The sequence below is a fragment of the Actinophytocola algeriensis genome, from assembly GCF_014203735.1.
Taxonomy (GTDB): domain Bacteria; phylum Actinomycetota; class Actinomycetes; order Mycobacteriales; family Pseudonocardiaceae; genus Actinophytocola; species Actinophytocola algeriensis.
Map to the genome: position 1 here is coordinate 122,052 of NZ_JACHJQ010000009.1, position 22,510 is coordinate 144,561.

The 22,510-nt window shown below is 71.1% G+C and carries 18 protein-coding genes and 1 riboswitch; of the genes, 8 read left to right on the forward strand and 10 right to left on the reverse strand.

The window, feature by feature from the left end:
• Positions 1–43: 43 nt before the first annotated feature.
• From FHR82_RS36585 to FHR82_RS36595, 3 genes are all read right to left on the reverse strand, one after another.
• Positions 44–811 carry an ABC transporter permease gene (locus FHR82_RS36585; protein WP_184815219.1) on the reverse strand — a complete coding sequence of 256 codons (768 nt, stop codon included), beginning with the start codon at positions 809–811 and terminating at the stop codon, positions 44–46.
• Positions 801–1,778, reverse strand: a complete 978-nt coding sequence (locus FHR82_RS36590) for an ATP-binding cassette domain-containing protein (RefSeq protein WP_184815220.1) — start codon at positions 1,776–1,778, stop codon at positions 801–803. Before FHR82_RS36590 ends, FHR82_RS36585 begins: the two co-directional genes overlap by 11 nt.
• A gap of 64 nt (positions 1,779–1,842) precedes the next feature.
• Positions 1,843–2,442 carry a PadR family transcriptional regulator gene (locus FHR82_RS36595; RefSeq protein WP_184815221.1) on the reverse strand — a complete coding sequence of 200 codons (600 nt, stop codon included), beginning with the start codon at positions 2,440–2,442 and terminating at the stop codon, positions 1,843–1,845.
• A 62-nt stretch (positions 2,443–2,504) separates the two neighbouring features.
• Here FHR82_RS36595 and metG point away from each other — a divergent pair, with 62 nt between their 5' ends.
• The 6 genes from metG to FHR82_RS36625 all read left to right on the forward strand — a co-directional run bounded on the left by metG (position 2,505) and on the right by FHR82_RS36625 (position 10,537).
• The gene (gene metG / locus FHR82_RS36600) at positions 2,505–4,298 is read left to right on the forward strand and encodes a methionine--tRNA ligase (RefSeq protein ID WP_184815222.1); all 1,794 of its coding nucleotides are present in this window, start codon (positions 2,505–2,507) and stop codon (positions 4,296–4,298) included.
• Complete coding sequence (locus FHR82_RS36605; protein WP_184815223.1) at positions 4,298–5,155, forward strand: TatD family hydrolase; 858 nt, start codon at positions 4,298–4,300, stop codon at positions 5,153–5,155. The genes metG and FHR82_RS36605 overlap by 1 nt, the downstream gene beginning before the upstream one ends.
• Positions 5,156–5,415: 260 nt before the next feature.
• A complete protein-coding gene (locus tag FHR82_RS36610) occupies positions 5,416–6,930 on the forward strand; it encodes a resuscitation-promoting factor (protein ID WP_376706468.1) in 1,515 nt (504 codons plus the stop codon).
• A gap of 365 nt (positions 6,931–7,295) precedes the next feature.
• Positions 7,296–8,159, forward strand: a complete 864-nt coding sequence (rsmA, locus tag FHR82_RS36615) for a 16S rRNA (adenine(1518)-N(6)/adenine(1519)-N(6))-dimethyltransferase RsmA (RefSeq protein WP_376706469.1) — start codon at positions 7,296–7,298, stop codon at positions 8,157–8,159.
• 87 nt (positions 8,160–8,246) lie between these two features.
• Positions 8,247–8,336, forward strand: a riboswitch (SAM riboswitch).
• Between the two features lie 194 nt (positions 8,337–8,530).
• Positions 8,531–9,526 carry a methionine ABC transporter ATP-binding protein gene (locus tag FHR82_RS36620; protein ID WP_184815224.1) on the forward strand — a complete coding sequence of 332 codons (996 nt, stop codon included), beginning with the start codon at positions 8,531–8,533 and terminating at the stop codon, positions 9,524–9,526.
• A 45-nt stretch (positions 9,527–9,571) separates the two neighbouring features.
• The gene (locus tag FHR82_RS36625) at positions 9,572–10,537 is read left to right on the forward strand and encodes a 4-(cytidine 5'-diphospho)-2-C-methyl-D-erythritol kinase (RefSeq protein ID WP_184815225.1); all 966 of its coding nucleotides are present in this window, start codon (positions 9,572–9,574) and stop codon (positions 10,535–10,537) included.
• 231 nt (positions 10,538–10,768) lie between these two features.
• On the opposite strand, the gene FHR82_RS36630 is transcribed toward FHR82_RS36625, so the two are convergent.
• Positions 10,769–11,305 (reverse strand): DUF6886 family protein, encoded by a 537-nt coding sequence (locus tag FHR82_RS36630; RefSeq protein WP_184815226.1) that lies wholly within the window; start codon positions 11,303–11,305, stop codon positions 10,769–10,771.
• Positions 11,306–11,341: 36 nt separating this feature from the next.
• Here FHR82_RS36630 and FHR82_RS36635 point away from each other — a divergent pair, with 36 nt between their 5' ends.
• Together FHR82_RS36635 and FHR82_RS36640 are read left to right on the forward strand one after the other, a co-directional pair.
• Positions 11,342–13,108: an ABC-F family ATP-binding cassette domain-containing protein gene (locus FHR82_RS36635; protein ID WP_184815227.1), complete on the forward strand. Its 1,767-nt coding sequence runs from the start codon at positions 11,342–11,344 to the stop codon at positions 13,106–13,108.
• A gap of 19 nt (positions 13,109–13,127) precedes the next feature.
• Positions 13,128–14,804 carry a fatty acyl-AMP ligase gene (locus tag FHR82_RS36640; protein ID WP_184815228.1) on the forward strand — a complete coding sequence of 559 codons (1,677 nt, stop codon included), beginning with the start codon at positions 13,128–13,130 and terminating at the stop codon, positions 14,802–14,804.
• Here FHR82_RS36640 and FHR82_RS47770 read toward each other — a convergent pair.
• The 6 genes from FHR82_RS47770 to FHR82_RS36670 form a co-directional block, all read right to left on the reverse strand.
• Positions 14,788–16,707, reverse strand: a complete 1,920-nt coding sequence (locus tag FHR82_RS47770; RefSeq protein ID WP_184815229.1) for a DivIVA domain-containing protein — start codon at positions 16,705–16,707, stop codon at positions 14,788–14,790. The genes FHR82_RS36640 and FHR82_RS47770 overlap by 17 nt on opposite strands.
• A gap of 9 nt (positions 16,708–16,716) precedes the next feature.
• Positions 16,717–17,304 (reverse strand): aminoacyl-tRNA hydrolase, encoded by a 588-nt coding sequence (gene pth / locus FHR82_RS36650; RefSeq protein WP_184815230.1) that lies wholly within the window; start codon positions 17,302–17,304, stop codon positions 16,717–16,719.
• Positions 17,305–17,357: 53 nt separating this feature from the next.
• A complete protein-coding gene (locus FHR82_RS36655; RefSeq protein ID WP_184815231.1) occupies positions 17,358–17,975 on the reverse strand; it encodes a 50S ribosomal protein L25/general stress protein Ctc in 618 nt (205 codons plus the stop codon).
• Positions 17,976–18,222: 247 nt separating this feature from the next.
• Complete coding sequence (locus FHR82_RS36660) at positions 18,223–19,203, reverse strand: ribose-phosphate diphosphokinase (protein WP_184815232.1); 981 nt, start codon at positions 19,201–19,203, stop codon at positions 18,223–18,225.
• Positions 19,200–20,681, reverse strand: coding sequence for a bifunctional UDP-N-acetylglucosamine diphosphorylase/glucosamine-1-phosphate N-acetyltransferase GlmU (gene glmU / locus FHR82_RS36665; RefSeq protein WP_184815233.1), 1,482 nt, complete (start codon positions 20,679–20,681; stop codon positions 19,200–19,202). Before glmU ends, FHR82_RS36660 begins: the two co-directional genes overlap by 4 nt.
• A gap of 65 nt (positions 20,682–20,746) precedes the next feature.
• Positions 20,747–22,450, reverse strand: a complete 1,704-nt coding sequence (locus FHR82_RS36670; protein WP_225944056.1) for a GGDEF domain-containing protein — start codon at positions 22,448–22,450, stop codon at positions 20,747–20,749.
• Between the last annotated feature and the right edge of the window lie 60 nt (positions 22,451–22,510).

Sequence of the window (22,510 nt, forward strand, 5' to 3'; positions counted from 1 at the left end):
GGGGCACCTCGATGGCAACATCACGAGGTGCCCCTCGTGGCGTCTAGGCGTTCTCCTTCTGGAACGTGCGCGCGCCCCACCACACGGCGAGCACGGTGATCACGAGCAGCACCACGCTCCCCGTCAGCAGCCCGTCCACCGAGAAGTCACCACGGAACGACGCCCGCTCCGCGTCCATGACATGCGCGAACGGGTTGATCCGCGACAGCACGTACAGCCACCGTGGCGCCAGGTCCGTCGTGATCGGGATGAGAATCCCGGTCAACAGCAGCAACGGCACCGAGATAGTGGTCAGCAGCGCCGGGAACGCCTCCTCGCTGCGCACCAGCAACGCCATCGCGTACGACGCCGACGACAGCGTGACCGCCAGCAGCATCACCATGATCAGGCACAGCAGCACCCCGGCGACCGGCGCGCGCATCCCGAACACGAGGTACGCCACCAGCAACAGCAGCAGTGCCTGCACCAGCAGCTGGACGGTGTCGTGCAGGACGCGGCCCAGCAGCAGCGCCAGCCGCGACACCGGCGTCACCCGCAGCCGCTCGACCACCCCGTTGCGCAGGTCGCCGAGCAACGCGAAGCCGGCGAACATGCTGCCGAACAACCCCAGCTGCACCAGCAGCGCGGGCGCGAGGATCTGCCAGCTGTCACCGGGCGGGAAGCCCGGTGTCGACGACACGATCTTCTCCATCAGCGGACCGAACAGCAGCAGGTACAGCAGCGGCTGCATGATCCCGATCAGCACCCACGCCGGGTTGCGCAGTGAGATCGCCATGTGCCGCCGGAACACCAGCCAGGTGTCACGCAACATCGGAGCCCTCCCCAGGAGTCTCGGCGTCCCGCAGGGTTCGTCCCGTCATCGACAGGAACACGTCGTCCAGCGACGGCCGCTGCACCTGCAGCGAGGTCAGCGGGATGCCCTTGCCGTCGAGTGCGCGCAGCAGCTCGGGCAGTGCGGTGTCACCTCTCGGCACGCGGAAGCGCACGGTGTTCTCCACGGTGGTCACGTCGGTGGCGCCGGGCAGCCGGGCCGCGACCTCGGCCGCGTCGCCCACCGACTCCGCGGGCACGTCGACCGTGATCCCGTCGCCGGAGACCTGGGCCTTCAGGTCGTCCGGGGTGCCCTCGGCGACGATCTCGCCGTTGTCGATCACGAGGATGCGGTCGCAGAGCGAGTCGGCCTCCTCGAGGTAGTGCGTGGTCAGGAAGACCGTCACGCCGTGCTCGGCACGCAGCGACCGGATGTGCTCCCACAGGTTCGCGCGGCTCTGCGGGTCGAGACCCGTCGTCGGCTCGTCGAGGAACACCAGACCGGGGGAGTGGATCAGGCCGAGCGCGATGTCGAGGCGCCGCTTCTGGCCGCCGGACAGCGTGCGCACGAGCCGCTGCTCCAGGCCCGCGATGTCGAGCTGCTCGGACAGCTCCGCGCCACGGCGGACCGCGTCGGCCTTGGACAGGCCGTAGAACCGGCCCTGGATCTCGATCTCCTCGATGACCCGGCACTCGGGCGCGGTGCCGCCGCCCTGGGCGACGTAGCCGATCTTCTTGCGCACCCCGACCGGGTCGGCGAGCAGGTCGGCACCGCCGACCGTCGCGGTCCCCGCGGTGGGGCGCAGGAGGGTGGTGAGCATGCGCAGTGTGGTGGTCTTGCCCGCCCCGTTGGGGCCGAGGAACCCGACCAGCTCACCGGCATGGACGTCGAGGTCGACCCCTCGTACGGCCTCGACAGAACGGCCCCGGGACCTGAAGGTCCGCGCGAGACCGCGTGCTTCGATCATGTCCATCCTTTCGTAGTCAAGTTTGACTAGAGCGTGGACAGCATGGCCCTTCGGCTCGGACTAGTCAAACTTGATCAGCGGGGGTGCCGAAGGCGGCCTCGCCGTCGTCGGCCATCACGTAACCGCCGGACTCCAGCCGCGCCACCAGCCCGCGCAACCACCCGTCCGTCGCGTCCATCGACGCCAGCCACAGCCGGTACAGCTCCCCGACGTGCTCCGGCTGACCCCAGTCCGACCCGTTCTCCAGCAGGTCCCGCGCGCTCGCCCGCTGCCCGTCGAGCTGCGTGATGCGGTGGCGCAACAGCGAGAGCGCCTTCGCCCTCGGCAGCGCGGGCAGGAACGTCACGGCCGCGGCGAGCCGGTACGCGCCCGGCGCCGAGTCGTCGCTCTCCGCCAGGTACTTGGCGAGCAGCAGCTGGAACTCGGTCTCCCCGTCCTCGGTGAGCCGGTACGCGGTGCGGTCCGGGCCATGCCCCGCGTCCGACCCGGCCTCGGCGAGCAGCGACTCGGCCGTCATCTTCTTCAGCGCGTGGTAGATCGAGCCGGGCGCGACGTTCGCCCACTTGTCCGCGGACCAGGTCAGCAGCTCGCGCCGCACCTGGTACCCGTGCGCGTGGCCGTACATGCGCACGACCCCGAGCACCAAGAGCCGCGTGGCCGACAACCCTGCCTCCTCGTGAGAACCGGTTCGAATCCGGTGGACCCAGCTCCGTAGGCTATTCCGACATGAGCAACCCCGTGCTGACAGCGGTGGCCTGGCCTTACGCCAACGGCCCCCGCCACATCGGTCATGTGTCCGGATTCGGAGTCCCGTCCGACGTCTTCTCCCGGTACATGCGCATGGCCGGGCACAAGGTGCTCATGGTGTCGGGCACCGACGAGCACGGCACGCCGATCCAGGTCCAGGCGGACAAGGAGAACGCGACGCCGCAGGCGACCGTCGACAAGTACGCCCGCCAGATCGGCGGCGACCTGCAGGGCCTCGGGCTGTCCTACGACCTGTTCACCCGCACCACGACGGGCAACCACTACAAGGTCGTGCAGGACCTGTTCTCCGCGCTGTGGCGCAACGGGTACGTCGTCCCGAAGACGCAGCTGGGCGCCATCAGCCCGTCCACGGGCCGCACGCTGCCGGACCGCTACATCGAGGGCACCTGCCCGATCTGCGGTTACGAGAGCGCCCGCGGCGACCAGTGCGACAACTGCGGCAACCAGCTCGACCCAGCCGACCTGAAGAACCCGCGATCGAAGATCAACGGCGAGGTGCCGGAGTTCGTCGAGACCGAGCACCTGTTCCTCGACCTGCCCTCCTTCGCGGGCGCGCTGGGGACCTTCCTCGGCAGCAGGCAGGAATGGCGGCCGAACGTGCTCAAGTTCAGCCAGAACCTCCTCGACGACCTCAAGCCGCGCGCCATCACCCGCGACCTCGACTGGGGCGTGCCGATCCCGCTCGACGGCTGGCGCGACAAGCCCATGAAGCGGTTCTACGTGTGGTTCGACGCGGTCATCGGCTACCTGTCCGCGTCGGTCGAGTGGGCGCGGCGGTCCGGGAACGACGACGCGTGGCGGGAGTTCTGGACCAACCCGGACGCCCAGGGCTACTACTTCATGGGCAAGGACAACATCGTCTTCCACTCGCTGATCTGGCCGTCGCTGCTGCTCGGCCAGAACGGTGCCGGCGACAAGGGCGGCGAGCCGGGCGCGTTCGGCACGCTGAACCTGCCGACCGAGGTCGTGTCGAGCGAGTTCCTCAAGATGAGCGGCGCGAAGTTCTCGACCTCGCGCGGCACCGTCATCTACGTGCACGACTTCCTGCGCGAGTTCGGGCCGGACAGCCTGCGCTACTTCATCTCGGTGGCCGGCCCCGAGACCCAGGACGTCGACTTCACGTGGGAGGAGTTCGTCCGCCGCACGAACTTCGAGCTGGCCAACGAGTGGGGCAACCTCGTCAACCGGTCGATCTCGATGGCGCACAAGAACGTCGGCGCCATCCCCAACCCGACCGCGCTGACCGCCGACGACGAGGCGCTCAAGGCCCAGTCCCGCGCCGCGTTCGACACGGTCGGCGGCCTCCTGCGCCACTCGCGGTTCAAGCAGGCCGCGTCGGAGGCCATGCGCGTGGTCAGCGCCGCGAACAAGTACATCTCCGACCAGGAGCCGTGGAAGCGCAAGGACGACCCGGCGCGGCGCGACACGATCCTGCACACCGCGCTGCAGGTCGTGCAGGACGCGAACACGATGCTCACGCCGTTCCTGCCGCACGCCTCGCAGAAGATCCACGAGGCGCTCGGCGGCACCGGGGTGTGGGCGGCGCAGCCCGAGCAGCAGGACGTCGAGGACCTCGACCGGCCTGGTCAGATCAACCCGATCCTGACCGGTGACTACGCCGGTGAGCAGGCGAAGTGGGAGTCCACGCCGATCGAGGTCGGGCGACCGATCGAGAAGCCGTCGCCGCTGTTCACCAAGCTCGACCCGAAGCTCGGCGAGACCGGCCCGGAGTGGGCTCCGGTCATCGACTGATGGGCAAGCGTGCAGGGGAGCGTCCTCCGATCCCGGAGGCGCTCCCCGTTCCCATTGTCGACGCGCACACCCACCTCGACGCCTGTGGCGCCAAGGACGCCGCCGGCGTGACCGAGATGGTCGACCGGGCCGCGTCGGCGGGCGTCACGCGGGTCGTGACCGTCGCCGACGACCTCGCCGCCGCCCGCTGGGCCGCCACGGCGGCCACGTGGGACGAGCGGGTCTGGGCGGCGGTCGCGGTCCACCCGACGCGCACCGCGTCGTTCACCGACGCGGACCGTGCCGAGATCGAGGCGCTGGTCCGGCAGCCACGCGTGGTGGCCGTGGGGGAGACCGGTCTCGACTACTACTGGGACTACTCGCCGCCCGTCGCGCAGCAGGAGGCGTTCCGCTGGCACATCGACCTCGCCAAGCGGGTCGGCAAGCCGCTGATGATCCACGACCGGGACGCGCACGAGGACATCTACCGCGTCCTGGAAGAGGAAGGCGCGCCGGAGAAGGTGGTTTTCCACTGCTTCTCCGGGGACGCGGAGTTCGCCCGCCGCTGCGCCGACAAGGGGTACGTGCTGTCGTTCGCCGGAACCGTGACATTTCGCAACGCACACGCCCAACGTGATGCAGCCGCACTCATTCCCAGTTGCCAGATCCTCGTCGAGACCGACGCGCCGTTCCTGACGCCGCATCCCTTCCGCGGCAGGCCGAACGAGCCGTACTGCGCCGCCTACACGCTCCGCGCTCTTGCGCAGCTCAGGAAGGTCGATCCGGCGGAGCTCGCCGCCGAGGTCGGCGCGAACGCGGAGCGCATGTTCGATCTCCCTCGGACTACGCCCCGTGAGGTCGGCGGTAGCGAGCGGTGAGGACTGCGATGATCGGGCGACCCGCGCTACTCCATCCGTGCAGTGGCCAGCATCACAAGACTCGCGGATGTGTTTGCGCAACCTGCCCGTCGCCGTTACTGTCCCGTGACCGTACCCAGGACGAGGTTGTTCAGGGACACCCGCGGTGAGGCCGGACAGGTCGGGGACCGGTGGCCAGCCGAGGGACGTCGTAACAAACGAAAGCGCGTAAGCCGCGCAGTAGATGGGCACGGCTACGGCCTTCTGGAGGTATCGACCCAGTGACTGGATCCGGAAACAGACCGGTTGGTGACAGCTTCGGCGACACCGATTGGTTCACCCCGGTCGAAGCCGGAGCGGCGGTTACCCACACCGCGGTCCTCGACGAGGACTTCCGCGCGTGGCGCTCCGAGTTCCCCGACTTCTACGACCTGCCGGACGCCGACGAGAGCGCCTACTCCGGCACCCTCGCGATCACGGACCACGACGTCCGGGTCGCCCTCGGCCCCCAGGCCGACGAGCTCATGGCGGCGGCGGACGTCGACGTCGACGAGCTCATCCGGCTGATCAACGCCGAGACCACCGTCCTCCCCGTCATCCCGGACGAGACGTCCGGTGGACGTGCGTACGCGCTGCCGCTGACCGAGACCGACGAGGCTCCGCCCGAGGTCGTCACCGGTATCAGGCGCTGGAAGAAGACGGTCCTCAAGGCCACCATCGCCTCGATCCTGGTGTCGCTGATCGGCGGCGGCGCCGCGGCGATCGCGATGAACAAGTCCGTCACGGTCGACATCGACGGTGAGGCCCACCAGGTCAGCACGTACGCCGACACCGTCGGCGAGGTGCTCGAGGACGAGGGCATCGCCGTCGGTGCCCACGACGCGCTCTCCCCGTCCCCCGCGGCCGCGATCAACGACGACGGCAAGATCGTCCTCCAGCGCGGCCGCCAGCTCCACCTGACGATCGACGGCGAGAAGCGGGACCTGTGGGTCCGCTCCACCACGGTCGGCGAGGCGCTGCAGCAGCTGAACCTGTCGACCGAGGGCGCGAAGCTCTCGCACGACGAGAACCACGAGATCCCCCTCAACGGGATGGCGCTCGAGGTCAAGACCCTCAAGAACATCACGCTCTTCGACGGCGGCAACGCCCCGAAGGCGATGAAGACCACCGCCGTCACCGCCGGTGAGCTGCTGGCCGACCTGAAGCTGTCGCTCGGTCCCGAGGACACGATCACCCCGACGTCCGACCTGAAGATCACCGATGGTGCCGAGGTCCGGATCACCCGGAACGGCGTCACGGTCATCAACCAGACCGAGAAGGTCGAGCCGCCGGTCCAGGAGATCGAGGACCCGAACGCCGACGAGGGCACCGAGGTCGTCGTCGAGCCGGGCGTCGCCGGTGAGCGCATCGCCACCTACCGCATCACCGTCAAGAACGGCAAAGAGGTAGGCCGCGAGGAGATCGGCTCCAAGGTCACCAAGGAAGCCAAGCCGAAGGTCGTCCGCGTCGGCACCAAGGAGCCCCCGGTCCCGGTGATTCCGGACGGCGAGGTGTGGGACCGGCTCGCGCAATGCGAGTCGACCGGCAACTGGGCCATCAACACCGGCAACGGCTACTACGGCGGCCTGCAGTTCAGCAAGGGCACGTGGGACTCCAACGGCGGCCAGATGTACGCCGAGTACCCGCACCAGGCCACCCGCGAACAGCAGATCGCGATCGCGACCAAGCTCCGCGACGCCGCCGGTGGCTACGGCGCCTGGCCGCACTGCTCCAGCAAGCTCGGCCTGCCGAAGTAAGCACCCCTGTTCCCTCGGCCGTGGGCCGGTTCCCGTGTGGGACCGGCCCACGGTCGTGTTCGGGGTCTGGCCTGCGGCCCACGGTCGTATTCCGGGTCCGGCCTCCGGCCCCCGGTCACCACGCTACGGCAGGGGGCCGACAGTTTCGGGCCCGCGAACCCGGCGCTGTGGACAACCACCTCGGCTGTGGACAACTCCGCCCTGCCGCCCCTGAAATGTCGGCCCCCACTGGAAGAATGGATACCGGGGGCCGGAGGCCGCCCCCTGCCTGCGACCGCGCGCCTCGGGCCCGCTGACACCGGCGCCGAGGTCGGCTGAGCCGGTCCGCACACGGCGCGCGACCGGGGGATGGCTACGCTCGCCAGGTGACTGAGGCTGACGTGAGTGCCCTCCTCGGCCCCGCCGACATCCGGCGGCTGGCCGCGGAGCTCGACGTCCGCCCCACGAAGAAGCTCGGCCAGAACTTCGTCCACGACCCCAACACCGTGCGCCGCATCGTGGCCGCCGCCGGGGTGGACGACACCGACACCGTCCTCGAGGTCGGCCCGGGCCTCGGGTCGCTCACCCTGGCCCTCCTCCCCGCCGTCCGCGAGGTCGTCGCCGTCGAGATCGACGACGTGCTCGCCGGCCGCCTCCCGAGGACCGTCGCCGAACGCGCGCCCGCGCTCGCCGACCGGCTCACCGTCGTCAACGCCGACGCGCTCCGGGCCACCGGGGACCAGCTCCACGAGCCGACCGCGCTCGTGGCGAACCTGCCCTACAACGTCTCCGTACCCGTCGTGCTGCACCTGCTCGCCGAGCTGCCGACGATGCGGCGCGCGCTGGTCATGGTCCAGGCCGAGGTCGCCGACCGCATGGCCGCCGGGCCTGGCTCCAAGGTCTACGGCATCCCGAGCGTCAAGATCGCCTGGTACGCCGAGGCGCGCCGGGTCGCGACCGTGCCGCGCAGTGTCTTCTGGCCCGTCCCGAACGTCGACTCCGCACTCGTCCTCCTCACCAGGCGCGAGCAGCAGCAGGGCGACCGGAACGCGGTGTTCACCCTGGTGGACGCGGCTTTCGCCCAGCGTCGCAAGACCCTCCGCGCGGCCCTCGCGGGCTGGGCAGGCACGGCCGACCGAGCCGAGGACATCCTCACCCGAGCGGGTGTCGATCCGGCCGCCCGCGGAGAAACGATCACCGTCGGTGACTACGCCGCGATCGCCCGAATGGCCGGTAAGGGACAGCCGTAAGGGATGTGATTCTCCGGATATCGGGACTCAATTCGGGGGCCCGCGGGTTGCAATCACATGGGTTCTTCGGGTCTACTACTTGCGGAGATTCCATCCCGAGCGGCCGAGAGACCTGGCTCTGAGACGCCGCAGCAACCACCCGTCGCGGGCAGGTGCTACCGCCAGGAGCGATGGAGGAGTGAGAACGGTGCAGATCCTCACCACCAGGCGAGTCATCGACCAGTGCAGGCGCACGGTCACGGGCTGTCGTCGCATGTGCTCATCGAACTGAAGCTGATTCGAGCCATCCGACTTCCCTGAGCCTCATCGAACGAGGCCATTCACCACACGCGCGAGGTCCTGACCCGCGCGCGCCTGGACTGGAGCACATCGTGATCACCGTTGAGAACCTGACCAAGTCGTTCCGAAGTACAACCGGCGCCGTTGTCGCGCTGAATGACGTCAGCCTGGACGTGCAAGCCGGTGTGATCGCCGGCGTCGTGGGCCCCGCAAGGGCCGGCAAGTCGACCCTGGCCCGTGTGCTCGCCCTCCGCGAGCGGCCCGACAGCGGCACGTTCCGCCTCGACGGTCTCAACACCGCCGCGCTCGACCAGCGCAGCCTCCGCGCCGCCCGCGCCCGCATCGGCGTCGTGCCTGCCGGCGAGTCGCTCCTCGCGCAGCGCACCGCGGCGGGCAACATCGCGCTCCCGCTCGAGCAGGCCGGTGTGGACGGTCCCCGCCGCCGCGAGAAGGTCGGCAAGCTGCTCGACCTCATCGGCCTCACCAACCAGGCCGCCACCTACCCCGACCAGCTCTCCGCGGGCCAGCGGCAGCGGGTCGCGATCGCGCGTGCGCTCGTCGGCGAGCCGACCGTCGTGCTGGCCGACGACCCGACCGGTGGTCTGGACGCGACCGGTTCCGCCGGTGTGCTGGCGGTGCTCGACCGCGCCCGTGCCGAGCTGGGCGCGACCGTGCTGGTCGCCACCCCGGACGCCAGCGTGGTGCGCAAGATCGCCGACGACGTCGCGTTCCTCGAGGACGGGCGCATCGTCGAGCACGGCAGGCTGCTGGACCTCGTGCAGGACCCGGGAAGCCGGGTCGCGCAGTCGGTGCTGCCCGCGATCGAGACGAGCGCGCCGGGGGTCGCCGACATCGTGCTGGTGGGTTTCGCGTCGATCGGCGGGCTGCTGCCGGAGGCCGCGAGCCGGTTCGGCGCCGAGATCGCGGTGTCGGGCGGCGGTGTGACCAAGATCGGTGAGACGCCGGTGGCGCGGTTCCGGATCGGCATCACCGGTGACCAGGTCGACGTGGTGCTGGGCTGGCTGTCCGTGCGGGGCGCGCACGTGCAGCGTGCGCTCGGCCGCCCGCTGGCGGTGGCGGCCGCGTAACAGCCGGTCCGGGCGTGGGTCGGCGGGGGCCGTACGCTTGGCCGCGTGCTTGCGGTTGTGCCCCGCCCGGTGACCGTCCGGGTGCCGTCGAAGGTGAATCTGCACCTCGCGGTGGGTGATCTGCGCAGGGACGGTTTCCACGAGCTGACGACCGTCTTCCAGTCGCTGTCGCTCACCGACGAGGTGACCGTCGCCGTCGCCGACGATCCCGGTGTCGAGGTCCAGGGCGAGGGCGCGTCGGCCGTGCCGACCAACGGCGCGAACCTGGCGTGGCGCGCGGTGGAGGAGCTGGCCCGCCACGTCGGCCGCGAGGTCGGTGAGCTGAAGGTCCGCGTGCTGATCCGCAAGGGCATCCCGGTGTCCGGCGGCATGGCGGGTGGCAGCGCCGACGCGGCGGCCACCCTGGTGGGCCTCGCGAACCTGTGGAAACTGGAGATCGGCCGCGACGAGCTGGCCGGCGTCGCCGCGAACCTCGGCAGCGACGTCCCGTTCATGCTCCACGGTGGCACCGCACTGGGCACCGGCCGCGGCGAGTCGATCGTGCCGGTCCTGTCACGGCACACCTACCACTGGGTGCTGGCCTTCGCCCGCGGCGGCCTGGCCACCCCCAAGGTCTACGGCGAGCTGGACCGCCTGCGCGCCGAGGGCGACCCGCCGCGGGTGGGCGGGGTCGAGCCGGTGCTGGAGGCGCTGGCGTCGGGTGACCCGCGTCAGCTGGCCCTGTTGCTGGGCAACGACTTGCAGGCGGCGGCGGTCTCGCTGCGTCCGGGGCTGCGGCGCACCCTGCGTGCGGGGGTGGCGGCCGGCGCGCTGGCGGGCACGGTCTCGGGTTCCGGCCCGACGTGTGCCTTCCTGTGCGCGGACGCCGATGACGCCTTGCGGGTGGCGGCGGAACTGTCGGGCGCGGGCGTGTGCCGGACCGTCCGCGTGGTCCACGGCCCGGTCCCGGGCGCGCGGGTGATCGGCGGCGACGACGAACCGAGGTCCGCGCCACCGCAGGTGCACGCCTGAGGGAGGGCGGCCGCCGGCCCCCGGAATCCAGCCTACGGCGGGGGACCGACATTCCGGCGCGCGAGGGCAGTTGTCCACAGCAGGGTGAGTTGTCCACAGATGGGCTTCCCCATCTTGGTTCCGCAGCCCCCACCTGGTAGACTGGCAAGGCGGGACGCCCCCGGGACAGGGTGGGGGTTGCGTTCCGGCCGGGCTCGCGCTTTGAGCGAGCGGTTGGCTGGGTCCGGGTGCTCAGTGGCGGGGTTTCGCGTTGCGGAGGCGGATGCCGCTGAACCCCAGCGTCGTCGACACCACGCCGTCCCAGAAGGGCCACAGGTTGTTCAGCACGCGCAGCTGAATCCCGCACTCCTCGTGCAGCCGCAGCAGGTCGCCGACCGGTTCGGCCGGGCCCAGCGGGGTGACCGCGCGAGTGGACACGTGCGCGTTGGGCACCGGCGTGCCGATCGGCCGGAACGCCGCAGCGGGCAGGCGGTACGCGTACAGCTTCACGGTGCGCATCGCCTCCAGCCAGCCGTACTCGATGGCGTGCACGCGGTCGCCGCCGCCAGGGCCCAGTACCCGGTCGCGGTCGGGGCGGGTGGAGGTCTCGGTCGCCCACGCCATGGCGCGGGGGCAGTCGCGCGGGAACCAGTAGTCGGGTGACCGGGCGGAGTCGACCGCCCACACGTACGGCTCGGACCGGCCCGCGGTCGGGGCCACGTGTGGCTCGAACCGGGTGATCGCCGGGTCCTCGGAGAAGTGCAGCACCTCACCAGTTCGCGGGCGCATGACGGCCAGCCTAGCCGGATCGGTAACGTTCCCGTCGTGGTCAACCTGGTCAACCTCGAGGCGGTCGCCAAGAGCTACGGCGTGAAACCGCTGCTCGACGGCGTCTCCCTCGGCGTCGCGGCTGGTGACCGCATCGGAGTCGTCGGGCTCAACGGGGGCGGCAAGACGACGTTGCTCGAGGTCCTCGCCGGGATCGAGCCCGCCGACACCGGACGGGTGAGCCGCGGGCGCAGCCTCCGGCAGGCCGTCGTCACGCAGCGCACCGAGCTGCCCGCCGGGTCCACCGTTCGCAACGCCGTGCTCGACCCGCTCGGCATCACCGCCGAGCACGAGTGGGCCGCCGACCCCAGGGCCCGGTCGATCCTCGGCGGTATCGGCATCACCGCGTTCGGGCTCGACTCGCCCGTCGGCGACATGTCCGGTGGGGAGCGGCGCCGGGTCGCGCTCGCCGCCGCGCTCGTCCAGGAACTCGACCTGCTGATCCTCGACGAGCCCACCAACCACCTCGACGTCGAGGGCGTGCGCTGGCTCGCCGACCACCTCCTCGAACGCGGCACCGCGCTCGTCGTCGTCACCCACGACCGCTGGTTCCTCGACACCGTCTGCACCCGCACCTGGGAGGTTGTGGGCGGCAAGGTCGAGCAGTACGAGGGCGGGTACGCCGACTGGGTCTTCGCCCGCGCCGAACGTGCCCGGCTCGCCGCGACGCTCGAGGAGAAGCGGCGCAACCTGGCCGCCAAGGAGCTCGCCTGGCTGCGGCGCGGCCCGCCCGCGCGCACGTCCAAGCCGAAGTACCGGATCGAGGCCGCCGAGACCCTGATCGCCGACGTGCCGCCGCCCAGGGACTCCGTCGAGCTGCTGGCGTTCGCCAAGCGGCGGCTCGGCCGCACCGTGCTGGAGCTGGAGGACATCACGCTCCGCGCGGGCGACAAGCTGCTCGTCGAGAACCAGACCTGGCGCATCGGGCCCGGTGACCGCATCGGTCTCGTCGGCGTCAACGGGTCCGGCAAGACGACGTTGCTGCGGCTCCTCGCCGGGGAGAACGAACCGGAGACCGGCAAACGGGTGCAGGGCCAGACCGTGCGGATGGCGTACCTGTCGCAGGAGCTGCACGACCTGCCGGGCGAACTGCGGGTGCTGGAGGCGGTCGAGGAGATCGCGCGGCGCGTGACGCTCGGCAAGCAGGAGATGTCGGCCTCGCAGCTCGCGGAGCGCTTCGGCTTCCCGGCCGCACGGCAGTGGACCCCGGTCGGCGACCTGTCCGGTGGTGAGCGGCGGCGGCTGCAGATCGCGCGGCTGCTCATGGCCGAGCCGAACGTGCTGCTGCTCGACGAGCCGACCAACGACCTCGACATCGACACGCTGCAGCAGCTCGAGGACCTGCTCGACTCGTGGCCGGGCACGCTCGTCGTGGTCTCCCACGATCGGTACCTGGTGGAGCGCGTGTGCGACACGGTCGTCGCGCTGCTCGGCGACGGGCGGATCACCGACCTGCCCGGCGGCATCGAGGAGTACCTGACCCGCAGGGACACGGCGATCGCGGCGCCCCAGCCGAAGGCGCCCGCCACCGGCAAGCCGAAGTCCGGCGCCGCCGAGCGCCGGACCGCGCAGAAGGAGCTGGCGCGGCTGGAACGGCAGCTGGACAAGCTGTCCACCCGCGAGTCCGAGCTGCACGAGGCACTCGCCGCGGCCGCGACCGACGCCGAACGGCTGCTCGCGCTCGACGCGGAGCTGCGCACCGTCCTCGCCGAGAAGACGGATGTCGAGCAACGTTGGCTGGACGTGGCGGACGTGGCCGAATAGCCCCATCTACGCTTGGTCCATGAGTCGTTTCGTCGACAAGTTGGTCGCTACCGCCGGTGCCGGCGGTCAGCGGCGCGGAGTCACCACGGGAGAGCCGGGCGAACCGGTGCACACCACGTGGGCCCAGGTGCACGAGCAGGCCAAGGCGATGGCGGGTGCGCTCGTCTCGCACGGTCTCGCGCGGGGGGACGCGGTGGCCGTGCTGGCCGCGGCACCCGCCGCGATCGGCCCGGCCGTGCAGGCCGTGTGGCTGGCGGGCGGCAGCGTCACGATGCTGCACCAGCCGACGCCGCGGTCGGACCTCGCGATGTGGGCAGAGGACACCGTGCGCGTGCTGAACATGATCGGGTCGAAGCTGGTGCTGCTCGGTGACCCGTTCGACCAGCTCGCGCCCGTGCTGGAGCAGCACGGCATCGGCTACCTGCTGATCTCCGAGCTGGGAGGCGGCACACCGCTGGCGACCTTCGTCGAGGTCGACGAGGACGCGCCCGCCCTGCTGCAGCTGACCAGCGGCTCGACCGCCGACCCGAAGGCCGTGCGGATCACCCACGGCAACCTGCTGGCGAACATCACCGCGATGGCCGACCGCGCCGAGCTCGACCCCGAGCACGACGTGATGGTGTCGTGGCTGCCGATGTTCCACGACATGGGCATGGTCGGCTTCTACACCACCCCCATGGCGTGGGGGATCGAGCTGGTGAAGGTCACGCCGGTCGACTTCCTCACCGCGCCGCTGCTGTGGGCGAAGCTGATCACCGAGTACGGCGGCACGATCACCGCGGCCCCGAACTTCGCGTACGCCCTGCTGGGCCGCCGCCTCGGCGGCGAGGCGGACGACGCCGGGTACGACCTGTCGAAGCTGCGGATCGCGCTGAACGGCGCCGAGCCGATCGACGAGAAGGCGGTCAAGGCGTTCGTCGAGGCGGGCGCCCGCTTCAAGATGCCTGCCGAGTGCGTGTTCCCGGCCTACGGCATGGCGGAGGGCACGCTCGCGATCTCCTTCGCCAGCCCGATGATCGGGCTGCGGCTCGACCACCTGGACGCGGTGGCGCTCGAGGAGGAGAACCGCGCGGTGCCCGTCGATGCCTCCGTCGACGAGTCCGCCCGCCGGACGTTCGCGATCCTGGGCCCGCCGCTGGACGGCTTCGACGCGCGGATCGTGTCGGTGGCGTCGGGTGCGGCGGTGTCCGAACGGGAGGTCGGCGAGATCCAGGTCCGCGGCCCGTCGGTCACCCCCGGCTACCTGACCGTCGACGGTCCACTCGCGACGATGAACGACGAGGGCTGGCTGCCGACCGGCGACCTCGGGTACATAGTGGACGGTGAGATCGTCATCTGCGGCCGCGCGAAGGACGTGATCATCCTGGCCGGCCGCAACATCTACCCGACGGACATCGAACGCGCGGCGACCTCTGTGGACGGTGTCCGCGCAGGCAACGCGGTGGCGGTCCGCCTCGACGCGGGGACGCGGCGGGAACGGTTCGCGGTGGTGGTCGAGTCGCGGTTCGCCGGTGACGCCGAGAAGGCGAAGTCCCTGCGCAAGGAGGTCGGCGCGCGGGTCTTCGAGGCGGTGAACGCCCGGCCGTCCGCGGTGCTGGTGCTGCCCGCCGGGACGCTGCCGAAGACGCCGTCCGGCAAGCTCCGCCGAGCCGCCGCGGGTGAGCAGCTGGCGGAGTCGATCAAGGCTGCTTCGTAGACAGCGCGTCGATCCAGGCCTGACGGAGCGCGTCGACGGTGCCGGTGTGGTAGCCGCCGTTCGTGGTGAGGCCGAAGGTCATGTTGGTGAGCTGCTCACGATCGGGTGCGGTCGTGAGCAGCTTCATCAGGCGTGCCACGTCGGACGGCGCGTAGCCGGGTTCGCCGGGCGGTGCCGGCGGTAGCGGGAACGCTGGTGCGTCGCCGGCGTCCGGGCTCTCCTCGGGCGGCTCGACGGCCGGGGGCTGCTTGCGCGCGTAGTCGGCCAGCGTGCGCACCGGCGCGGCGACCGACTCGGCTGCCGGCTCCTCGGCCAGGTCGTCCGGCACGGCCCCGGCCCGAAGCGCCGACGCGGCCTGCCCGGCCTCCACCGACGGCGCATGCGAACGAACGGGACTCTCGTCCGGCTCCGTCGCCTGAGGATCGCCGGTTTTGTCGGTGGTGGCCCCTACGCTGGAATTCGGGGGGCCGACGGCGTCCCCAGGCTCCCGCTTCAACGGCTGCGTACTCGGCGACGGCCACGACGGCGGCTGCGCGAACAGCATCGGATTCGTCTGCTCGGCGGGCGTCAGCGGCGGGGCCGTCCTCGGCTGAGCGGGCGGGAACGGCAACCACGCGATCGGATCGGGGTACCCGCCCTCGGAGCCGCCACCCGGCGCCCCGGCTCCGGTGGGGACGCCGGGGCCTGCCGGAGGGTTCGTCGCGCCGGCGGTGGGGGCGGTGCCGGGATAGCCGGAGGTTCCGGCCGGAACGCCGCCCGGGGTGGGGTAGGCGGAGCCGGGCATGCCACCGGAGGTGGGGGTGTTGCCGGAGTAGCCCGGAGTTCCGCCTGCGGTGGCGGGCCCGGGTGTGCCGGGCGAGCTGCTGGAGTGGGCCGTGTTGCCGGGGGTGGTGGAGCTGGGGGTGCCGGTTGAGCCGGGAGTGCCGCCGGAGACGGCGGCGTTGCCGGGGTAGCCGGGGGCGGCAGGGCTGGGGGTGTCGGGAGTGCTGCCGGGGACGGGGGGGCTGCCGGGGTAGCCAGATGTTCCGCCGTGGGTGGCGGGGCCGGGGGTGGCGGTGGAACTGGGAGTGCCGCCGGGAGTGGGGGTGTTGCCGGGGTAGCCGGGGGTGGTGGAGTTGGGTGAGCCGGGAGAGCCGCTGGAGGTAGGGGCGTTGCCGGGGTGGCCCGGAGTTCCGCCCGGCGGCGTGTCGGTGCCGGTTGAGCCGGGAGTGCCGTCGGAGACGGCGGTGTTGCGGATGTGGCCGTGGGTGGCGGGTGTGCCGCTTGCGCCGGACGTGTTGCCGGAGGCGGTCGCATTGCCGGAGTAGCGCGGAGTTCCGCCCGGCGGGGTGTTCGTGCCCGGGGCGTTGCCGGAGGCCGGGGTGCCGCCTGGCGGAGTGTTGGTGCCTGGCGGGTTGCCGGGGTAGTTGCCGGAGCCGGGGGCTCCGCCGGGAAGGGCGGTCGTGCCGGGGTGACTGCCGGAGCCGGGCATGCCGCTCAGACCCAGTTTTCCGGGGCCAGTGCCGGGACGGCTGCCGGGTGCGCCGTGGCCGCCGCCCGTGACGGGTGGGCCGCTCGAACCCGGCGTGTGGCGCGACCAAAGGAGCCCGCCCGGTGGGTTGTCCGCCGTCTGGTGGGTGACGCCCGGAGCGGGTGCGTTGCCCTCCCGGCGGTCCAGTTCCTCCACCACGAGGTCGAGGAACTCGTCCACCTGGTCCTCGTGGTAACCGCGGCGGATGAACGGTGCCGGGTCGAACTCGACCGCGCGGACCTCGTGGGACGACAGGGTGTCCTCGCCCGCGAGGGCGGCCTGTATGCGGTCGAGGAAGTCGTCGACCTGGTCCTCGTTGTAGCCGCGGCGGCCGAGCGGAGCCCGGTCGAACGTCACGACGTCGACGACGATCGGGGTCAGTGGCACGTCCATCGGCACTCCCTAGCGGGTGTGGAAGAGGTTCTGCGCCGCTTCCAGGCCCTTGCCCACCAGCGCTTCTGTCGCGTCGGCGCAATGGTCGACGGATAACGCCAGCTCTTTGCGTTCGGTCGCCGAGAAGTCCCGCAGCACGAAGTCGGCTGGGTCCATGCGGCCCGGCGGTCGTCCGATGCCGAACCGTACCCGCAGGTAGTCGCGAGTGCCGAGGCTTTTGGAGATTGACCGCAGACCATTGTGCCCGTTCTCGCCACCGCCTAGCTTCAACCGGATGGTCGCGTACGGGAGGTCCAGCTCGTCGTGGACGACCACGACCTCCGCCGGGTCGATCTTGTAGAACCGGGCCGTGCCCACCACCGGGCCGCCCGAGACGTTCATGAAGGACCTGGGTTTCGCCAGGATGGCGCGGCGGCCGCCGAGGCGGCACTCCAGCACCTCGGCGCCACCCTTGTGCACCTTGAACTTGCCGCCGACGCGGGCCGCCAGCTCGTCGACCACCAGGAACCCCACGTTGTGGCGGTTGGCGACGTAGCGCGGGCCGGGGTTGCCGAGTCCCACGACCAGGACCGGCTCGTCAGTGGCAGCGGAAGTCATGCTGAAACGCTAACCGGGCGGCCCCCGAAGGGAACCGCCCGGTCAGAGAACTCTCACTCCTCGGTGGACTCGGGGGTGGCAGGCGCCTCGGCCGCCTCGCCCTCGGTCTCGCCCTCCATGTCACCCGCGGTCGGGGAGACGTTCACGGCGACGATCAGCGTGTCGGCATCGGTCACCAGCTCGGAGCCCGCCGGAAGCTTGACGTCCTTCGCGAGGATCTGCAGGCCGGCTTCGGTGCCGTCGATGGACACCTCGAACTGCTCCGGGATGTGCAGCGCCTCGACGGACACCTCGATGACGGTCGCGTCCTGGGTGACCAGCGTGCCGGGGGTGGCCTCACCGGTGATGACGACGGGCACCTCGACGTTGACCTTCTCGCCGCGCTGGACGAGGAGCAGGTCGACGTGCTCGATGTAGTTCTTGATCGGGTGGGTGGTGACGGTCTTGGTGAGCGCCAGTTCACTGTTGCTGTCGATCTCCAGCGTCAGTACGGCGTTCTGCCCGTGCTCACGGACGACGCGGGCGAACTCGATCGCCGGCAGCGCCAGGTGCTTCGGGTCGGAACCGTGGCCGTAGAGCACCGCGGGGATCTTGCCTGCGCGGCGGGTGCGGCGCGCGGCGCCCTTGCCGAATTCGGTACGGGCTTCGGCGGCGAGACGGACCTCGGACACGGTGGTGCACTCCTTGCTACAAGAAACCTTGGGGGCGGCGGCGACCTGCGGCGACGGTACATGAGCGCGCGGCAGTCAAGCCGCCGCGTCGATCACGCCGGGCTGGACGCCCGCCCTCGCCGAGGCAACCCGGATAGTCTACGCGGCTTCCTTTGGCAAGGGCACCGGGGGGCGTGCTGCCCTGAAAGACGCTTTCGGGGCATCGAGCGTCCCGAAAGCGTCGTTCAGGGCATTGGGGCCCGCCGGACTACGCGTTGCCGTCGAAGAGGCTCGTCACCGAGCCGTCTTCGAAGACCTCCTGGATGGCGCGGGCCAGCAGCGGCGCGATCGACAGGACCGTCAGCTTCTCGAAGCGCTTCACGTCCGGGATCGGGAGGGTGTTGGCGAACACGACTTCCTTCGCGCCGCACTGGGACAGGCGTTCCGGGGCCGGACCGGACAGCACGCCGTGCGACGCGGCCACGACCACGTCCGCGGCGCCCTCGTCGAGCAGCTGGTCCACGGCCTTCGCGATGGTGCCGCCGGTGTCGACCATGTCGTCGATCACCACGCACAGGCGGTCGCGGACCTCGCCGACCACGCGGTTCGCGACGACCTCGTTGGGGCGCAGCGGGTCGCGGGTCTTGTGGATGAACGCGATCGGCACGCCGCCGAGGTCGTCGGCCCACTTCTCCGCGAGCTTCGTGCGGCCCGCGTCCGGCGACACGACCGTCACGTTGTCGGCGCCGTACTTCTCCTTCACGTACTTCGACAGCAGCGTCTGCGCGAACAGGTGGTCCACCGGGCCGTCGAAGAAGCCCTGGATCTGCGCGGTGTGCAGGTCCACGGTCATGATCCGGTCCGCGCCCGCGGTCTTGAACAGGTCCGCGATGAGCCGCGCGGAGATCGGCTCGCGGCCCTTGTGCTTCTTGTCCTGCCGCGCGTACGGGTAGAACGGCATGATCACGGTGATCCGCTTGGCCGACGCCCGCTTCAGCGCGTCCACCATGATCAGCTGCTCCATGACCCACTGGTTGATGGGCTCGCAGTGGCTCTGGATGACGAACGCGTCGCAGCCGCGGACCGACTCCTCGAACCGGACGAAGATCTCACCGTTCGCGAAGTCGTACGCCGACTGCGGCGTGATCGACACGTTGAGGTGTTTCGCGACCTCCTCGGCGAGTTCGGGGTGTGCCCGTCCGGAGAAGAACATCAGGTTCTTCTTCGGTGTCCCGGACTTGGCGTTCATGCTTGCTCCTCCGAAGCCTCGGACGTGATGCCCAGTGCGCGCCGGGCGGCTTCCGCCGCGGGCGTGCCCGGTCGCTTGCGCAGCACCCAGCCTTCGATGTTGCGCTGCGGTCCGGCCGAAACGGCCAGCGCACCCGGTGGCACGTCGTCCCTCAGCACGGCCCCCGCCCCGCTGTACGCGCCGTCCCCGACGGTGACCGGCGCGACGAACATGTTGTCGCTGCCGGTGCGCGCGTGCGACCCGACGGTCGTGCGGCGCTTGGTCACCCCGTCGTAGTTCACGAACACGCTGGCGGCCCCGATGTTGGAGTACTCGCCGATCGTGGCGTCGCCGACGTAGGACAGGTGCGGCACCTTCGTGCCCGTGCCGATCTCGGAGTTCTTGACCTCGACGAACGTGCCGATCTTGCCCTTGTCGCCCAGCACGGTGCCGGGACGCAGGTAGGCGTACGGGCCCACGTTCGCGCCGTCGCCGATCGACGACTCGCTGCCGTGCACGCGGACCACCTTCGCCTCCGCGCCGACGCGCACGTCGGTCAGCGTGGTGTCCGGGCCGACGGTCGCGCCCTCGCCGACGGAGGTAGTGCCGCGGAGCTGCACGTTCGGCTCCAGCACCACGTCACGGGCCAGTTCGACGCCCGCGTCCAGCCACACCGTGGCCGGGTCGGTCATGGTGACCCCGGCGCGCATCCACTGCTCGGTGAGGCGCCGGTTCATCTCCCTGCCCAGCGCCGCGAGCTGCACGCGGTCGTTGACGCCCTCGACCAGCCACGCGTCGTCGCAGGTCCACGAGCCGCAGCGGTGCCCGTCGTCGCGGGCGATGGCGAGCACGTCGGTGAGGTACTGCTCGCCCTGCGCGTTGTCGGTGGACAGGCGCCCGAGCGCGTCGGCGAGCACGGCGGCGTCGAACGCGTACACACCCGAGTTGATCTCGGTGATGGCCGCCTGCTCCGGCGTGGCGTCCTTCTGCTCGACGATCGCGACGACCGTGCCGTCCGCGTCGCGCACGATGCGGCCGTAGCCGTGCGGGTTCGCGACCCGCGCGGTCAGCACGGTGACCGCGTTGCCCTTCTCGCCGTGCTCGGCGAGCAGCGCGGACAGCGTGGTGGTGTCGAGCAGCGGCACGTCGCCGTAGGTCACGAGAACGGTGCCGGCCAGTTCGGCCGGCAGCACGTCGAGCGCGCAGCGGACCGCGTGCCCGGTGCCGTGCTGCTCCTCCTGCACCGCGACCGTCACGGGCGAGACGATGCTCTTCTCGACCTCGGTGAGGTGTTCGGTGACGGCACCGCGCCCGTGGCCGACGACCACCGCGACCCGCACGGGCCGCAGCCCGGCGGCGGCGCGGACCGCGTGCTCGACCAGCGAGCGGCCCGCGATCCGGTGCAGCACCTTCGGTGTGCGGGACCGCATCCTGGTGCCCTCACCGGCGGCGAGGATGATCGTGCTGACTTCTCCGAGCCCGGTCGAGCTCTCCGGCATATCAGCCGTCTCCCTTGGCGCGAGGTCGATTCCGAGGGCCGGTGATCCGGCCCCGGAGCTCGATCCTACGTGCCCTCCGGGAGCACCCACGCAGGGTCGGCCGAGGGCTCCTCGACGGTTTCCCGCGTGTCCGGTTCGTCCTCGGAGATGGCGACGACATCGTTGCCTCCGCCCCGTTTCGCCTGGTACATGGCGGCGTCCGCGCGGGCGAGCGCACGAGCGGCCGTCTCATCAGGACGGAGGGACACCACACCCACCGAGAGCGTGACGCCGTGCGACAGGTCCTGCGGGAGGCGCTGCACCGCGTCAGCGGCACGGCGCAGCGCGGCGGCCGCGGGCTCCAGCGGCGCGCCGGGCAGCAGCACGATGAACTCGTCGCCGCCGTAGCGGGCGACCATGTCCGAGCCGCGCAACGTGTCGCGGACCGTGCTGGCGATCACGCGCAGCACGTCGTCGCCGTCGGCGTGGGACATGCGGTCGTTGACGCCCTTGAACCCGTCGAGGTCCACCAGCGCGATCGCGAGCGGCTTCTCGCCGACCTGCGTGGACAGCTCCTCGAGCCGCTCGTCCAGCGCACGCCGGTTCGGCAGGCCGGTCAGCGGGTCCTGCAGCGCCTGGCGGGCCATCGTGCCGTGCTTGCGGGACAGCCGTTCGTGCTCGCGGCGGGTGTCCAGTGTGGTCTTGCGGGACAGCCGCTGGTCCGACAGCTGCGCCTCCAGCTCCGCGACGTACAGCTGCAGCGCGCTGGTGGTCCGTTCGCCGCCGTCGTCGGCGCCCGCGAGGCTCGACAGCCGCGCGAACTCGCGGATCAGGCACAGGTACAGCCCCTGCTCCGACTGCGTGCTGTGGAGCCGTTTCTGCACGTCGCTGAGGGTCTCGATGGCTTCCTCGAGGCGGCCGGAGTGCTCGAGGCAGCGGGCGAGCGCGATGCCGACGAAGATCAGCTCGCGCTGCGGGGACTGCTCGAGCAGCCCGTAGAGCCGGTCGAGGTGCTCACCGGAGGGGTTCCCGAGCGCGTGCGCGGCGCCGATGACCGGGACCTGGTCGGCGGCCGACCGGTCGGGCATGCGGCGGAACAGCGACTCGCGGAACGGCAGCTCGATGCCGCCCGCCATGGCCGCGGCCTCGGCGAAGTGCAGCGCCGCCTCGGCGTCCTCGCCAGCGCGCTCCAGGCGCAGTCCCCAGCCGAGCTGCAGGCGGGTGCGGGTGAGCAGGTGCACGGAGATGTCGTGCGAGCCCGCGCCGTTGCGGATGTGCCGGTTGGCCTTCTTCATGACCTGGTCGGCGACCTCGTACACGCCGAGCTGGGCGAGGACGGTGCCGAGGTCCATGAGCGTGGACGTCATCAGCACGTGCCACACGCGGCTGCCGAACATGAGGTCCGGGGTGATCTTCTCGTCGAGCATCGCGAGGCCGACCGCGACCTCGGACAGCGCGTCGTCCTCCTCGCCGATCAGCAGGAGCCGGGTGCCGCGCAGCGCGTGCGCGTCGGCCTCCAGCACGAGGAGCTTGTTGCGGCGGGCGTGGGACAGGAACTCCTCGACCATGTCGCCAGCCGACTCCGCGGACTCGCTGTCGACGACCCGGATCGCGGTCGCGGCGCGCAGCAGCTGACCGACCAGCCGCGGTTCGTCGCGCCTGCGGGCCTGGGCGAGGAGGTGGTCCATCTCGTCGACGTGCCGGGCGAGGCCTGCCCGCTCACCGGCCTGGGTGATCGCGAGCAGCTCCCGGGCGCGGCCGACCAGCCACGCGTCGGAGCGTTCGTCCATCGCGGCCCGGTCAGCTGCGGTTCGGTCAGCGTCGGTTCGGGAGTCGTCCCGCTCGCCGCC